Origin of the sequence: Antiquaquibacter soli (assembly GCF_030580675.1) — a bacterium.
Taxonomy (GTDB): Bacteria; Actinomycetota; Actinomycetes; order Actinomycetales; family Microbacteriaceae; genus Rhodoglobus; species Rhodoglobus soli.
The window spans coordinates 623,377-636,876 of record NZ_JAUQUB010000001.1; the positions used below are offsets into that span (position 1 = coordinate 623,377).

General features: G+C 67.3%; 16 protein-coding genes and 1 tRNA gene. 9 read left to right on the plus strand and 8 right to left on the minus strand.

Annotated elements, in window-relative coordinates; translation table 11 throughout:
• Positions 1 to 11 precede the first annotated feature (11 nt).
• Complete coding sequence (locus tag Q5716_RS02990; RefSeq protein ID WP_305001602.1) at positions 12 to 290, minus strand: helix-turn-helix domain-containing protein; 279 nt, start codon at positions 288 to 290, stop codon at positions 12 to 14.
• Between the two features lie 88 nt (positions 291 to 378).
• On the opposite strand from Q5716_RS02990, the gene Q5716_RS02995 reads away from it, so the two are divergent.
• The 4 genes from Q5716_RS02995 to Q5716_RS03010 are packed head-to-tail and all read left to right on the plus strand — an operon-like array spanning position 379 to position 4,172.
• The gene (locus Q5716_RS02995; protein ID WP_305001603.1) at positions 379 to 1,038 is read left to right on the plus strand and encodes a hypothetical protein; all 660 of its coding nucleotides are present in this window, start codon (positions 379 to 381) and stop codon (positions 1,036 to 1,038) included.
• 1 nt (position 1,039) lies between these two features.
• Positions 1,040 to 2,239: a CpaE/TadZ family protein gene (locus Q5716_RS03000; RefSeq protein WP_305001604.1), complete on the plus strand. Its 1,200-nt coding sequence runs from the start codon at positions 1,040 to 1,042 to the stop codon at positions 2,237 to 2,239.
• Between the two features lie 26 nt (positions 2,240 to 2,265).
• Positions 2,266 to 3,768, plus strand: a complete 1,503-nt coding sequence (locus Q5716_RS03005) for a sensor histidine kinase (RefSeq protein ID WP_305001605.1) — start codon at positions 2,266 to 2,268, stop codon at positions 3,766 to 3,768.
• 2 nt (positions 3,769 to 3,770) lie between these two features.
• Positions 3,771 to 4,172 (plus strand): hypothetical protein, encoded by a 402-nt coding sequence (locus tag Q5716_RS03010; protein ID WP_305001606.1) that lies wholly within the window; start codon positions 3,771 to 3,773, stop codon positions 4,170 to 4,172.
• On the opposite strand, the gene Q5716_RS03015 is transcribed toward Q5716_RS03010, so the two are convergent.
• Both Q5716_RS03015 and Q5716_RS03020 read right to left on the minus strand, forming a co-directional pair.
• Complete coding sequence (locus Q5716_RS03015; RefSeq protein ID WP_305001607.1) at positions 4,169 to 4,498, minus strand: hypothetical protein; 330 nt, start codon at positions 4,496 to 4,498, stop codon at positions 4,169 to 4,171. The two genes, Q5716_RS03010 and Q5716_RS03015, sit on opposite strands and share 4 nt — an antisense overlap.
• 84 nt (positions 4,499 to 4,582) lie before the next feature.
• Positions 4,583 to 4,831, minus strand: a complete 249-nt coding sequence (locus tag Q5716_RS03020; RefSeq protein WP_305001608.1) for a WhiB family transcriptional regulator — start codon at positions 4,829 to 4,831, stop codon at positions 4,583 to 4,585.
• Between the two features lie 188 nt (positions 4,832 to 5,019).
• On the opposite strand from Q5716_RS03020, the gene Q5716_RS03025 reads away from it, so the two are divergent.
• Positions 5,020 to 5,427: a hypothetical protein gene (locus Q5716_RS03025; RefSeq protein ID WP_305001609.1), complete on the plus strand. Its 408-nt coding sequence runs from the start codon at positions 5,020 to 5,022 to the stop codon at positions 5,425 to 5,427.
• Here Q5716_RS03025 and bcp read toward each other — a convergent pair.
• The gene (gene bcp, locus Q5716_RS03030; RefSeq protein WP_305001610.1) at positions 5,424 to 5,897 is read right to left on the minus strand and encodes a thioredoxin-dependent thiol peroxidase; all 474 of its coding nucleotides are present in this window, start codon (positions 5,895 to 5,897) and stop codon (positions 5,424 to 5,426) included. The genes Q5716_RS03025 and bcp overlap by 4 nt on opposite strands.
• 59 nt (positions 5,898 to 5,956) lie before the next feature.
• Here bcp and Q5716_RS03035 point away from each other — a divergent pair.
• Positions 5,957 to 6,029 (plus strand) — tRNA-Lys (locus Q5716_RS03035).
• Between the two features lie 93 nt (positions 6,030 to 6,122).
• On the opposite strand, the gene Q5716_RS03040 is transcribed toward Q5716_RS03035, so the two are convergent.
• The 3 genes from Q5716_RS03040 to Q5716_RS03050 all read right to left on the minus strand — a co-directional run bounded on the left by Q5716_RS03040 (position 6,123) and on the right by Q5716_RS03050 (position 8,773).
• Positions 6,123 to 6,761 carry a hypothetical protein gene (locus Q5716_RS03040; protein WP_305001611.1) on the minus strand — a complete coding sequence of 213 codons (639 nt, stop codon included), beginning with the start codon at positions 6,759 to 6,761 and terminating at the stop codon, positions 6,123 to 6,125.
• Between the two features lie 27 nt (positions 6,762 to 6,788).
• Entirely contained in the window at positions 6,789 to 7,055 is a 267-nt protein-coding gene (locus Q5716_RS03045; protein WP_305001612.1) for a tyrosine-type recombinase/integrase, read from the minus strand.
• A gap of 89 nt (positions 7,056 to 7,144) precedes the next feature.
• Positions 7,145 to 8,773 carry a DNA methyltransferase gene (locus tag Q5716_RS03050; RefSeq protein WP_305001613.1) on the minus strand — a complete coding sequence of 543 codons (1,629 nt, stop codon included), beginning with the start codon at positions 8,771 to 8,773 and terminating at the stop codon, positions 7,145 to 7,147.
• Positions 8,774 to 8,950: 177 nt separating this feature from the next.
• Here Q5716_RS03050 and Q5716_RS03055 point away from each other — a divergent pair, with 177 nt between their 5' ends.
• Entirely contained in the window at positions 8,951 to 9,736 is a 786-nt protein-coding gene (locus tag Q5716_RS03055; RefSeq protein ID WP_305001614.1) for a hypothetical protein, read from the plus strand.
• A 228-nt stretch (positions 9,737 to 9,964) separates the two neighbouring features.
• Here the strand turns inward: Q5716_RS03055 and Q5716_RS03060 are convergent, their stop codons facing one another.
• Positions 9,965 to 10,348, minus strand: a complete 384-nt coding sequence (locus Q5716_RS03060; protein ID WP_305001615.1) for a hypothetical protein — start codon at positions 10,346 to 10,348, stop codon at positions 9,965 to 9,967.
• A 153-nt stretch (positions 10,349 to 10,501) separates the two neighbouring features.
• Here Q5716_RS03060 and Q5716_RS03065 point away from each other — a divergent pair, with 153 nt between their 5' ends.
• Both Q5716_RS03065 and Q5716_RS03070 read left to right on the plus strand, forming a co-directional pair.
• A complete protein-coding gene (locus tag Q5716_RS03065) occupies positions 10,502 to 11,713 on the plus strand; it encodes an acyltransferase family protein (protein WP_305001616.1) in 1,212 nt (403 codons plus the stop codon).
• A 32-nt stretch (positions 11,714 to 11,745) separates the two neighbouring features.
• Positions 11,746 to 13,491, plus strand: a complete 1,746-nt coding sequence (locus tag Q5716_RS03070) for an ABC transporter ATP-binding protein (RefSeq protein ID WP_369523966.1) — start codon at positions 11,746 to 11,748, stop codon at positions 13,489 to 13,491.
• Positions 13,492 to 13,500: the final 9 nt, after the last annotated feature.

The window sequence follows — 13,500 nt, forward strand, 5'->3', positions numbered from 1 at the left end:
AGGTCGCCTCGCTACGGGCGGCGTCGGTCGAAGCTGATTTCCGTGACGCTCGCGAGATCGGACTGGTTCCAGAGGCTCATGCGGCGCGTCTCCTCGTACATGGCCTCGATGTACGACTCCAGCACGCTGCGCTCGATGCGCCACTGGCCGCTCGCGCCCACCTTGATGGCGGGCAGCTCGCCCGATCGGACGAGCGCGTAGGCCTGACGGGGCGTGATGTTGAGCAGCTCGGCGGTATCTGCGAGGGTCAGGAACCTGCCCAGGTGCTCGGGCGGATTCGACTCCTTCATGCCTCGATTATGAGCGCGCTCCCGCAGCCGTGGCCCGCATGTGGATAACTCCAGGAGTGAGTACCGCAGCGTGCCCGACGATAGCGGCATGGCTTCCCGCGATGCGACCCCCGCGACCTCTCCCGTTCTCCGCCGACTGCGGGCCGCGCTTGTCGATCCCCGTCTCCTCGTCGGTGTGCTCCTCGTCGCGGGATCGACCGCGGGCGTGGTCGCTCTCGTCGCGACGGCCGACGAGACGACCCCGGTGTACGTCGCGGAGGGTGCTCTCCTCCCCGGTCAGCCCCTCGACGAATCCGACCTCGTCATCCAGGGCGTCGGTCTGCCGTCGGCGGGCGAGCACTACCTCGTGCCCGGCGACATCCCCGAAGGCGGTCTCATCGTGACCCGTGCGGTCGCCGACGGCGAGCTCGTGCCCGCGACGGCGGTCGGCTCTCGTCGCAGTTCGACTCTCGCCTCCGTCGTCATCTCCACGTCGGGCGCGTTGCCCGAATCGGTCGGTGCGGGTGCCGAGGTGGACGTGTGGTCGGCGGCCGAGGACGAGGAGTCGGGCAAGTATGCGACGCCGACCGTGCTCGTCGACGGGGCGATCGTGGTGCGGCTCGTCTCCACAGAGACGATCGTCGCGGGCGGCGAGGTCACGGCGGTCGAGGTGCTCGTGTCCCGGTCATCCATCGCCCGCCTGCTCGAGGCGATCGCGAATGATGCCGCCCTCTCGATCGTGCCGACGAGCATGCCGGCGGGGCGCTGACGTGGCGCGGGTTGCCCTCGCGCTCCCCGATGCGCTCGCCCAGCGACTGGCGCACGACGCGTCGCGCCACGGTCATGAGGTGGTCGCCGACTGCATCGACGGCGGCGAACTGCGCGAGGCCATGGAACTGCTGCGCCCGTCCTGCGCCCTCGTCCTCGCCGACCCGCGCTACCTCGATGCCGACGTGCTCGCCTCGGCCGACGCGGTGGGGGTGCGCCTCGTCGCGCTCGCCGGGACCTCGTCGGAGCGCGGACTCGCAGCGCGGCTCGGGGTCCGCGAGACCGCTGACACCGAGTCGGACTGGGCGGGCCTCGAGCCACTCCTCGGGGGGTTCGGCCGATCCGATACCCCGGCGCCCGCCGCACACGGAACGGTCATCGCGGTCTGGGGGCCCGGTGGTGCCCCCGGCCGCACGACCGTCGCCATCTCTATCGCCGCGGAGCTCGCCGCGCTCGGCCATCGCGTCGTGCTCGCGGACGTCGACACGCACGGCGCCTCGGTCGCGCCCGCGCTCGGCCTGCTCGACGAAGCGCCCGGGTTCGCCGCGGCCTGCCGGCTCGCGGGCACCGACAGCCTCACGCACGACGAGCTCGATCGGATCGCCCAGTTCTACGAGTCGCCCGCGGGCGGGTTCCGCGTGCTGACCGGCATCGGGCGCGCGAGCCGCTGGCCCGAGCTGTCGGCAGAGAAGGTGTCAGCCGCCCTCGAGCGGGCGCGATCGTGGGCCGACGTCGTCGTCGTGGACACGGCGTCGAGCCTCGAGGCGGACGAGGAGATCTCGAGCGACTTCTTCGCGCCGCGCCGCAACGCCGCCACGTTCGCCGCGTTGCGCTCAGCCGATCACCTCGTCGTCGTCGGGTCGGCCGACCCCGTGGGGCTGTCTCGGCTGCTCCGCAGTCACGCCGACATGCTCGAGGCGGCCGAGCGGACGGATGCCGTCGTGGTGATGAACCGCGTGCGGTCGAGCGCGATGGGCCTCGGCGCCGCGGCCCAAGTACGCCAGGCTCTGGCCCGGTTCGGGGGCATCCACGACGCGGTTCTCGTGCCGTACGACCAACACGCCTTCGACAGCGCAGTGCTCGCCGGGCGCACCGTGACGGATGCCGCGCCCCGGTCGCCCGCGCGCGTCGTGCTCCGTGATCTCGCCGCGAGCATCCTGCCCCCTCCTCCCCGCCGGGTGCGCTCCCGCCGCAAGAAGTAGCGGCGAGCAGCGGCTAGCCTGGAGGGGTGTCGACCCTCAGTGACCTCGTCCAGGCGCAGGGCCGCTCGACCGATGAGGACATCGAGTGGCTCCACTTGCTCGTCGGCGACTGGCAGCTGCTCGCCGACCTCGCGTTCGCCGACATCGTGCTGTGGGTGCCGAGCGCGGAGGGCAGCTTCGTCGCCGTCGCCCACGCCCGCCCGTCGAGCTCGGCGACACTCTTCTACCGTGACTTCGTCGGCCAAGCGATCAAGCCGGAGTGGAAGGCGCAGGTCACTGAGGCCTTCGAGACCTCCCGCATCGTCGATACCGCCACCCCGGACTGGTACGAGGAGACGCCGACGCGCGTGCGCGCCGTGCCCGTGCTGCGCCGCTTGAGCCCGAGCGGGAGCGCGACGACCGAGCATCCCATCGCCGTCATCACGCGGCACACCAACTTGAGCGAGGCCCGTACGCCGAGCCGCCAGGAGCTCACGTTCAACGAGTGCGCGAACGACCTGTTCGCGATGATCGCCTCAGGGGACTTCCCCGACCTCGGGGCTCCGAGCGGACCGCGCCGTGGCGCGCCCCGAGCATCCGACGGCCTCATCCGCCTCGACGTGGACGGTATCGTGACCTTCGCGAGCCCGAACGCGCTCTCCGCGTTCAACCGCATGGGCTTCGCGGGCGAGCTCGAGGGCGAGTCCCTCGCGGAAGTCACCACCGCCCTGCTGCACGGCAGGCTTACGGTCGACGAGTCGCTCCCGCTCGTGGTCACCGGTCGGGCGCCGTGGCGCACCGACATCGAGTCCCGAGGCGTCACCGTGTCGCTGCGCACCATCCCGATCCGCAACCGCGGCGAGCGGGTGGGCGCGATGGTGCTGTGCCGCGACGTCACCGAGGTGCGCCACCAGGAGCGCGAGCTGCTGACGAAGGATGCGACGATCCGCGAGATCCACCACCGCGTCAAGAACAACCTCCAGACCGTCGCCTCCCTCCTGCGCATCCAGGCCCGTCGTACCCACTCGGATGTCGCGCGCGAGGCCCTCGGGCAGGCGATGCGGCGCGTCGCCGCCATTGCCGTCGTGCACGACACGCTCTCGGAGGGGCTCACGCAGAACGTCGACTTCGACGTCGTGTTCGACCGCGTGCTCATGCTCATCGCCGAGGTGGCCTCGAGCCACAACACGACCGTGCATCCGAAGTCCAGCGGCAGCTTCGGGCACCTGCCGAGCGAGTACGCGACCCCGCTCGCGCTCGCGCTCACGGAGCTCGTCACCAACGCCGTGGAGCACGGCCTCGCGGGCCGCGCCGATGGCGAGGTCGAGATCGTCGCCAAGCGCACCGACGACCAGTTGCGGGTGAAGGTGCGCGACAACGGCGTCGGGCTGCCCGAGGGCCAGGTCGGGTCGGGCCTCGGCACTCAGATCGTGCGCACGCTCATCCAGGGCGAGCTCGGCGGCACGATCGACTGGCACACCCTCATGGGCAGCGGCACGGAGGTCACGATCGAGGTGCCGCTCACCTGGCTCCGAGGCACACGGGACTAGTCGTGAAGCGAGCGCCGCTTCCGTGGGCTGCCGTCTTCATGACCGGCTTCTTCGGTGGCGCGCTCGGTGCGACCGCGATCGCCGTCGCGCTCTTCACTTGGTCGCTCGTGCAATCCGGTGGTCAAGGGTGGAGCCTCTTCACCGCGGTGGTGATGATCGCCGCACTCGGCGCTGTCATGGGCGTTGCTGGCGCCGTGGGTGCGATCGCAATCGCCCAGCTCACGAGGCTGGCCACGTCGTCGCTACCGGCGGAGAGCGTCGCACTCGTCGTCGGGAGCGTCGCGGTATCCGTTCTCCTCACCGCATGGCTCGGTCAGTGGATCTTCGGCGCGGTTATCGGCGTGCTCGCCGGAATCGCGTACGTGATTGTCGTGCGACGCGAGCGGCGCCGGGCGGCCGGCTAGCGGCCGAGAGCCTCCCACTGCGTCGCCGCGATGATCCCGATGAAGAGGAGGGATGCGGCGGCGATGCCGATCATGCATCCCGCCATGAGGGCGAGCCGTCGTCGCCCCTCGGGGACGAGTACTCGAACCGCGACCATGGCCACGGAGAGCGCGAGCACGACCACGAGCCCGGTAATCGCGAGGGCGGTGTCGAGGGTCGTGAGAAACGACAGCAGGATGGCCGAGACTACGGTGAGGAGGCCGCCGACCACGAGCCAGATCGTTCCGCTGGAGTTGCGGAGGGACGGCTGATCGCGCACCCGCGTGGGGTCGATGGGCTGAGTCATCCCCTCACGCTAGGCGCCGATCGCGGCGAGCGCACGGGGCTGGGGCAGCCCGGGAGCGCGGCGTATACTGCCGCGCCGAGCGGCTTAGGAGGCGCGGCGGGCGCGTGCGGCCCGGCGCTTGAGGGCGCGGCGCTCGTCCTCGGAGAGTCCGCCCCACACGCCGGAGTCCTGCGAGGTGTCGAGGGCGTACTGGAGGCACATCTCGGTGACGGAGCAGCGCGCGCAGACGGCCTTCGCCTTGTCGATCTGGTCGACGGCGGGGCCGGTGTTGCCGACGGGGAAGAAGAGCTCGGGGTCGGCAGTGAGGCAGGCAGCCTTGTCGCGCCAGTCCATGGTGGTACTCCTTTAGTGGTCGCGGTTAGGGGGCCGCGGACAGGTCAGAGCGCATGGCAGTAGACCTGCTGGATCGGGGTGAGAAGAAATCCGGGGGACCCGCTCGCGACACTGGGAGCGTGAAATCAACCTCAACTAGAATCGCATACGGTTAGATGCAAATCAATGATTTTTTGCGGGAGAACGCTGTGGACGAGCCTCGCCGGCACCCGCTTCTGATCATCCTTGCGATCCTGGTGTTCGCCGAATGCGCACTCATGTCGATCGCCGCCGTTTACCTCGTGGTCGAATTGCTGATCGACGTCCCGGCGTCATTCGCCAGTGCGATCGCCCTCACGGTGCTCGTCGTCATCGCGGCGGTGTGGCTCGGCGTCACCGGGGTCAATACGCTGCGCGGGGCATCCTGGGTCCGCGGCGCCATCGTGACGTGGCAGGTGCTGCAGATCGCCGTCGCGGTGGGCGCGTTCCAGGGCATCTTCGCGCGGCCCGACATCGGCTGGGCGCTGCTGATCCCCTCGCTCGTGGTGCTCGCGCTGCTCTTCACGCGGCCGGTTCTCGCCGCGACGACGCGGCGGGATGACCCGCCTGTGGTCTAGGCCGCGAGCCCGAGCTTCTTGCGCAGCATCGCGACGTGCCCGGTCGCCTTGACGTTGTAGAGCGCCTGCTGGATGACACCCTGCTCGTCGATCACGAACGTCGAGCGCAGCACTCCGACAACCGTCTTGCCGTACATGCTCTTCTCACCCCACGTGCCGTACGCCTCGTGCACGGTGCGGTCGGGGTCGCTGAGGAGCGTGAAGTTGAGGTGGTCGGTCTCCACCGCCTTCGTGAGCTTGGCCGGGTCATCGCGCGAGACGCCGAGCACCGTGTAGCCGGACGCCTTCAGCGAGTTGAGGTTGTCGCGGAAGTCGCACGCCTGCTTCTGGCAGCCCTCCGTGAGCGCCTCCGGGTAGAAGTACAGGATGACCTTCTGACCCCGGTAGTCGTGGAGCGAGACGGGTGCGCCGTCCTGGTCGACGAGCGTGAAATCGGGGGCGGATGCTCCGGCCTCGAGGCGATCGGACATGTGGTCTCTCCTTCGGTCTCGACTCATGCTAATCTTGTTCCTCGGCCCGTCAGGGCCATGCACCTCTAGCTCAATTGGCAGAGCAACTGACTCTTAATCAGTGGGTTCCGGGTTCAAGTCCCGGGGGGTGTACTTCATTCCGGCCCGGAAAACGTGGGATGTCTCGCGACTCCAGGCCGTTCTGCTTCTCGGGTCAATGAGCGATCCCCTCCGGAACCCCTCGGGTCACGGATGCTTCGGCGAGAGTGAACCCTCGAAGTAGCCGGTGTCGTGCAGCTTCGGGGTGCCCCTCGGCGTTGTCCAGGTCACACGCAGTCGCACTCGCGCTTTGAGTGCATGGTCGCTGAGTTCCCATCCGGCTGCCCCACCGAGCTGATCGAGCTCGTCGTGATCGATTGCATCCTTGCGGCGCTCGGCCAGCCGCGGAATCTGCAAGCGCACTTCGTGTCGGCCTTCGACGTCGAGCGGACCTGCCGCCTCGGTGAGCCCTTCGAAGAAGAACTGCACGACGACCTCCTTCGCCAAGGCCTTGCCGATGTTCTTAACCACGACGACGTTCGGCAAGGTCTGGTCCCAGAACCACTCCCAGTCGACGTCGGTTCGTTCGGTCTCGCGCGCCGCTTGCTCTTGCACGACCGTGTTCGCCGATTCTGCGAGGCCGTTAGCTTCCTTCGAGAGCTTGTTGGCTTGCTTCGCGAGTTTGTTCGCGCCCTTTGCAAGTGTGTTCGCCTTGCCTGCCGTCTTCTTCGCGCTTCGTGCCTGCGCAAGCCCGATGATTCCAACCACGAGGCCGCCTAAGCCGAACAGAGCCGAGACAGCGACAGCCACTACCGTCGCTACAGCCGTGACCTCGTTTGCATCCATGGGACCAGAGTAGTGACAGTTGTTCGTCTAGCCGATGCGCGGGATCGGTACCGCTGGCGGTCGTGCGGCGAGGCTGTCGAGACGGTCCATGTCCTCCGTGGACGAGCCGTTGAACAGCTGGGTGTAGATCGAGTCCGTGGTGTTGATGTTCGCGTGGCCCATCCACCGGCTGACCTTGCGAATGTCGATGCCCTGCGCGGCACAAGCGCTCGCGTAGAAGTGTGGAAGGTCGTGCCACCGCGCCGGGCGGATGCCGAGCTTCGCGAGGGTCGGCTTGAAGTGGTACCTGTACACCGAGGACACGTCGAAAGGGCGCGACCAGTCCACTCGGTTACGGGCGTCGCCGTGCCCGCCTTGGAGGAGGTCAACTCGCGTCGACGGGCCTAGAACAGTGCGACGCTTGTGTCGGGTCCGGCCGACCGGGACGCGGCGATGTAGGGCAGAACTGTAGGCGGTAGCTGTGGGCGCTTCCCGGACATGAGCTCAGCCGTTGTGATGATCTGCAGTCGCGGGTAAATCTGTCCGCTCGCGGGGTGAGTGTAGCTTCCAGAATGGTTGACTTCATCTATCATTCCGGCGGTTGGGTCCGTTTGGGTTATCAGCACTCCAAGCTCGGCCTTCTGTCGCTCGATAGTGCCGCGCAGGTCACGCACCATTGCAGGATTGAGCTGCTTCCCACCCTTGACGCTGACGAGAATGCGACCAAACTCATTCTTGCCGCCGAGGAGGAATCGGGCCACGCCGTCGATGCCCTTGTCACCGACTTGCTTCTCGTTCGGCTGGGCGTTGAGCTGCGAGACCGCCCAGCGCTCGAAGTCGAAAGGATTGCGATTGAACAGCGCTTGCGCACCTGCGGTGTCGCGCGGGATGCCGTCGATATCGAATGTCTTGACGATGCCCGGACCGTATGTGTGCAGCAGGCGCTTGACGATCAGGTCGATTGCAATGTACGTAATGTCGATGCCCACCCACCGTCGCCCGAGCTTCTGAGCCGCATCGACCGTAGTTCCGCAACCGCAAAACGGGTCGAGCACGACATCGCCCGGCTTTGTGGAGGTCTCGATGATTCGCTCTAGGAGCGCGAGGGGTTTCTGCGTGGGGTAGCCCAGCGCTTCTGCACTCGCCGCTTGCAGGTTGGGGATGTCGTCCCACAACGACTGGACTGGGACTCCCTTGCCTTCATCGAGGTATTGCTTGCGGTTGGGCACCGTGCCCGGCTTCGTTTGGACGACCATTCCGGCATCGATGAGTTCCTGCATACGCTTCTGGGAGTACCTCCAGTGCCGGCTGACCCCCATCACTTCGTAGTAGGGGTTGCCTTTCGCCGCACCGCCCGGCCCGATCATTGAGATCAAGCGATAACGTCGACCCGTCTCGGGCTCCACGTACTTGTAGGCGCTATCGATGTAGGCCTGAGAGTAGGGGGTGAAGATTGGGTTGTGCTCCGACTCTCGAGTCTTGCCGTAGTACAGGATCACGTCGGTGTTGCTGCCGAACGCCTTCTGTCCCTGTCCATGATTGCCTTTGACTGTCGTTGCCCTCTTCCAGACGATCTCGTTCCGGAAGTGCCTCGGGTCGAAAATCGCATCCAGGAGCACCTTCAAGTAGTGGCTCATTGTCGGGTCGCAGTGCAGGTAGAGTGAGCCGCTCGGCTTGAGCGTGCGATGCAACTCCACTAAGCGCGGAGCCATGTTTACGAGATAGGCGAGAGCGTCATTCTCACCGAGAAGCAAGCGGAATGCACTCAACGCTTCAGCGACTCGAGTCGGTAAGCCGCCGTTGACGTATCGTCCGTACTCCTCCTCGGTGGCGTAGGTCCAGGTCCAGGTGTCCTCGAATGCCTGAATCTGGGCACCGGCGTCGTTTGTGACCTGTCCGGCGCGGGAGAAGATCACGTTGTAGTTGCGCGCCGAGTTGAACGGCGGGTCAAGGTAAACAAGGTCTACGGACTCGCCCGGGAGTTTTGCTAGCACTTCGAGGTTGTCGCCGTAGTAGAGCTTGTTGTCCGCCATAGGTGGAGTTTAGGGAAGCCTGCTGACGTCGTCAGACTGCCGAGCCGAGCGAAGCGGACACGCTATGAAAAGTTGTCGCGTCTAATCTGTACAGGGCAAGATTCGACTGTGAATTGGATTCCCCCGAATGCAGATCCAGCGCAACTAGCCAGTCTTCACGAAGGTGTCCCGGCGTGGATGGAACGCCCGTTCGCCGCGTGGTTCCAAAGCGCCACCACCTACGTATCCGGGAACTCCCGCCACAAGCGAACCGATTGGGTTCAAGAGTTCGACACCCGGACCAGGAGCGAATCCCCGCTCACCAGTCAGTTCTCGACCTATGGGCCGGGACAACTGCTCTCGCTCCTGGGCACCGGAGACCGTCTCATTCACTTCGTTGACTTCCTCGTCTACAAGAACGCAGAGAACGAACTTGGGGCCGTCAATGATCGACTAGAGACGATCCTCGCCGATGCAGGATCCGCATGGCGGGTCGGTCAGCGACTTGGCAATGCAGGTTTGGAACGACGCGTGCCGGAGGGCGTGGTCGAAGCTGCCGAGAACGTGATGACCACCTCGGGTGCAGCGGGTGTTCTCCTGTCGGAGGCATGGCGGGCGCTCTTCGGGCAATCGCCTGACTATGAAGAGGCATACGAGAAGGCGATCAAGGCAGTCGAAGAAGCGGGAGTGGATGCCGTGTGCCCCAACAACCGGAAGGCTACTCTCGGCACCATGGCTCGCGACATGGAGAATCAGGGTGACTGGTACCTGCCGCTCGGGGAAGACCTGAAGCATCCGTCCGCCTCAGCGCCCTACATGATGGTGGAGGCGCTCTGGGCTGGACAGGAGAGTCGTCACGGTGGCAACGGTTACCGCAAGCCGACTCAGGAGGAAGCCGAGTCTGCCGTTCTGCTCGCCGTGCCGCTCGTTCAGTGGTTCACCTCGGGGGTCCTCGCTCGACGATCTGGCAACCCCTCCTCATAACCCCTCCGACTTTCGGGTAGCCGCCGACATCCTCCGGTGTCCCTTGGTCGCCGCGCGTCTCCCGTGACTCTGCGCCCACGAGTTACGCGGATCCCCCGACGTGTCCCGCGCTGTCCCTCGGCCCAGAAGTCCCTTAATCAGTGGGTTCCGGGTTCAAGTCCCGGGGGGTGTACTGAAGGCCCCGATCGCTCTCGCCGGCGATGCAGGGCCTTTGTCGTTGGGTCGCCGTCACACGATCGGCGGGGGCGTGGGCGCCGCGGGTGGCGGGGTGCGGCGGTCCTCGGCCGAGGGTACGAGTGCCGAGGCATCCATGAAGATCTCGAGCTTCTTCTTGCGGGCGCGCTGGATGAGCGCTCCGCCGACGATGAGGATGATGAAGCCGCCGATGCCGACGACGGCGCCGCCGAGGTCGGCCCACTCGGAGAGGTCGTACCAGATGTCGGTGCGGGCCCAGCCGAACCACGGAATGACGAAGTACCAGATCGCGCCGGCGATGCCGAGGACGAGGCCGACGAGCACGAGCACGACGCCGAGCACTGTGCGCCCGACCGCGACGACGGGCGCCACCTCCTCCTCGGCGGGCGACGGCGGGTCGGGCTGCTCTGCGGTCATGCGGACAATGTAGCGGGCTGCCGCTTGTCCGCGCGACATTCCCTGAACGGATGTCACGTCAACGACTCCCAGGCGGCTCGGAGGTCGATGCGAAAGCATCGACGGATCGCCAACGGTGCCGGTGAGGCGAGCCTGCACCGAGGGGACGACGGAATGACTGACGCGATCGTGGGAACGAGGAAGCGCCTGGACCTCCAGGCGCTGCGTGCCCTCGCCGTCATCGCGGTCGTCCTCAACCATTCGTGGCCCGGCCTCGCCCCCGGCGGCTACCTCGGCGTCGACATCTTCTTCGTCGTCTCCGGATTCCTCATCACGCAGCAGCTCGTGCGCGAGAGCGAGCGGGAGGGCCGTATTCGGTTGCGGCGGTTCTACCTGCGCCGCGCCCGCAGGCTCCTCCCCGCGGCCACGATCGTGCTCGTCGCCGTGTCACTGCTGACGATCGCGGTCATCCCGGAGCGCCAGTGGGGGGCCGTCTTCCAGCAGATCGCCGGCTCGGCGCTCTACGTCCAGAACTGGGTGCTTCTGCTCCCCGGGCACGGCCCCGACGTCGACACCCCCGTGAGGCACTTCTGGTCTTTGTCGGTCGAGGAGCAGTTCTACCTCGTCTGGCCGCTGCTCATCATCGCCGGGGTGGCGCTCGCCGCGCGAGCGGCCCTGCGGCAGCGCGCCGTTCTGCTCGCCGGCGGGGGAGTGCTCGCCGCGGCATCCCTGATCTACTGGATCGCCGCGAGCTCCGCGGACTACCAGCTCGCCTACTTCTCGAGCCTCTCCCGCGCGTGGGAGTTCGCCGTCGGCGGTATGCTCGCCCTGATCCCGGGCCTGCGCTTGCGGGGGCGCTGGGCGGATGCTCTCTTCTGGGCGGGACTCGTGGTCGTTCTCGCCTCGATCGCTCTCTTCACGGACAACCCGGGACCGTGGTCGACTCTGCCGGTCGCGGGCACGCTCGCGATGATCGCGGCGGCGAACGAGCGGGTCCCGGCCTCCGTCGAGTGGCTCGTCGCCTGGCGGCCGGTCCAGTTCACCGGCGACATCTCTTATGCGCTGTATCTGTGGCACTGGCCCGTGCTGCTGTTCGCCCCCTACATCACGGGGGTGCCGAGCGAGACGTGGGTGATGGCCCTGCTCCTGGCCGGTGCCGTGGTGCTGTCGTGGGCGACCACCCGCTTCGTCGAGAACCCGGTGCGCCGCGTGCCGCTCGAGGGGGAGCGCTTCCAGCCGCGTCGTCGCCTCGTCACCCTCGCCGTGGGGTCGGGCCTCGCGCTCACCATCGGCATCTCGGCGGTCGGTAGCGCGATCGACGCGAAGAACGACCCGCGACCGACGGCTTGCCTGGAGCGCGGCGTTCAGACCGTCCCGACCGACTGAACGAAGTCCCGGGCGCGCGATAATTGACTCCCGTGTCCCCGGTGATCGACGGCCAGCATCCCGTTCGCTCGATCGGTCGTCTGCTCGGCCGGTATCGAGCGTCCGTCGCTGCCTCCGTGCTGCTCTTCGCTGTCAAGGACAGCCCGCTGTGGGTCATGCCGATCGTCACCTCGGCCGTGATCGACATCGTCGTCGCAGGCGGCCCGATGAGCCAGCTCTGGGTCTGGGTGATCGTTGCGGCCGTCGTACTCCTGCAGAACTTCCCCGTCCACGTCCTGTGGACACGGCTCTTCCACGGCGCCGTGCGCCACCTAGGAGCCGACTTGCGCAACGCACTGGCCTCTCGCTTGCAGAACCTCTCCATCGGATTCCACTCGCGCGCGAGCGCTTCCGTCATCCAGTCGAAAGTCGTCCGCGACGTCGAGAACGTCGAGCTCATGCTGATGCAGGGCGTGCCGTCCGCCCTCTCGGCACTCCTCGTGCTCATCGGGGCCCTCACGATGACCGCGCTGCGGGTACCGCAGTTCATCCTCGTCTTCGCCCTCACCGTGCCGTTCGCGGTCGGGCTCTACGCTCTCGTGCGGGTGCGGGCGAACCGTCGCAACGAGCGCTTCCGCCGCGAGGTCGAGCAGTTCTCCGCCCGCGTCGGTGAGATGGCGACCCTCATGCCGATCACTCGTGCGCACGGGCTGGAGCGCGTCGCCGAGGACCGCGTCGCCCGGGCCGCCGAGGGCGTGCGGGATGCCGGGCTCACGCTCGACATGCTCAACAGCCGCTTCGGCTCCGCCACGTGGGTGGTGTTCCAGATCCTCGCCTTCGGCACCCTCGTCGGGGCGGCGTTCGCGTCCATCGGCGGGGTCATCCCGATCACGGCCGGCGAGGTCGTGCTGCTCTCGACCTACTTCACCCTCCTCACCGGCGGGATCACGAACCTGCTCATGCTCGTGCCCGTCGTGGCGAAGGGGCTCGAGTCGGCCCGCTCGATCGGCGAGGTGATGGCCGAGCCGGACCTCGAGCTCAACGAGGGCAAGGCGCCGGTGTCCGCGGTCGAGGGCGGGATCGAGCTCGTCGACGTGCACGTGCGGTACGCCGGTGCCGACAGCGATGCGCTCGACGGCGTGAGCCTCAGCATCCACCCGGGGGAGACTGTCGCGTTCGTCGGCTCGTCGGGCTCCGGCAAGTCGACGCTTCTCAACCTCGTGCTCGGGTTCCTGAGGCCGACGAGTGGTCGCATCCTCCTCGACGGCTCCGACATGGAGTCTCTCGACATGCGCACCTACCGCTCCTCCGTCTCGGTGGTGCCCCAGGAATCGGTGCTCTTCGAGGGGACGATCCGCGAGAACGTCACCTACGGGCTCGAGGGCGTTCCCGATGAGCGCGTCGTCGGTGCGCTGCGCGAAGCGAACGCGCTCGAGATCGTCGAGTCGCTGGCCGATGGATGGGACACGGTCGTGGGGGAGCGCGGCGCGCGGCTCTCGGGCGGTCAGCGGCAGCGCCTCGCGATCGCCCGCGCGCTCGTCCGCGACCCGGCGGTGCTGCTCCTCGACGAGGCGACCTCGGCGCTCGACCCGGAGTCCGAGTCGTACGTGCGGGACGCGCTCGCGCACCTGCTGGCCGACCGGACGGCCCTCGTCGTGGCGCATCGCCTGTCCACCATTCGCTCGGCGGACCGCATCGTCGTGCTCGAGCGCGGGCGCATCGTCGAGGTCGGCTCGCACGAGGAGCTGCTCGCGGCCGAGGGACGTTACGCAACACTGCATCGTGCCCAATCGGCGTAGGTGGTCTAG

Excerpts from the sequence above, each read along its gene's own strand:
- Q5716_RS02990 (WP_305001602.1), bottom strand. The coding sequence starts at position 290 with ATGAAGGAGTCGAATCCGCCCGAGCACCTGGGCAGGTTCCTGACCCTC.
- Q5716_RS02995 (WP_305001603.1), top strand. The coding sequence starts at position 379 with ATGGCTTCCCGCGATGCGACCCCCGCGACCTCTCCCGTTCTCCGCCGA.
- Q5716_RS03015 (WP_305001607.1), bottom strand. The coding sequence starts at position 4,498 with ATGACTCAGCCCATCGACCCCACGCGGGTGCGCGATCAGCCGTCCCTC.
- Q5716_RS03020 (WP_305001608.1), bottom strand. The coding sequence starts at position 4,831 with ATGGACTGGCGCGACAAGGCTGCCTGCCTCACTGCCGACCCCGAGCTC.
- bcp (WP_305001610.1), bottom strand. The coding sequence starts at position 5,897 with ATGTCCGATCGCCTCGAGGCCGGAGCATCCGCCCCCGATTTCACGCTC.
- Q5716_RS03040 (WP_305001611.1), bottom strand. The coding sequence starts at position 6,761 with ATGGATGCAAACGAGGTCACGGCTGTAGCGACGGTAGTGGCTGTCGCT.
- Q5716_RS03050 (WP_305001613.1), bottom strand. The coding sequence starts at position 8,773 with ATGGCGGACAACAAGCTCTACTACGGCGACAACCTCGAAGTGCTAGCA.
- Q5716_RS03055 (WP_305001614.1), top strand. The coding sequence starts at position 8,951 with ATGGAACGCCCGTTCGCCGCGTGGTTCCAAAGCGCCACCACCTACGTA.
- Q5716_RS03060 (WP_305001615.1), bottom strand. The coding sequence starts at position 10,348 with ATGACCGCAGAGCAGCCCGACCCGCCGTCGCCCGCCGAGGAGGAGGTG.
- Q5716_RS03065 (WP_305001616.1), top strand. The coding sequence starts at position 10,502 with ATGACTGACGCGATCGTGGGAACGAGGAAGCGCCTGGACCTCCAGGCG.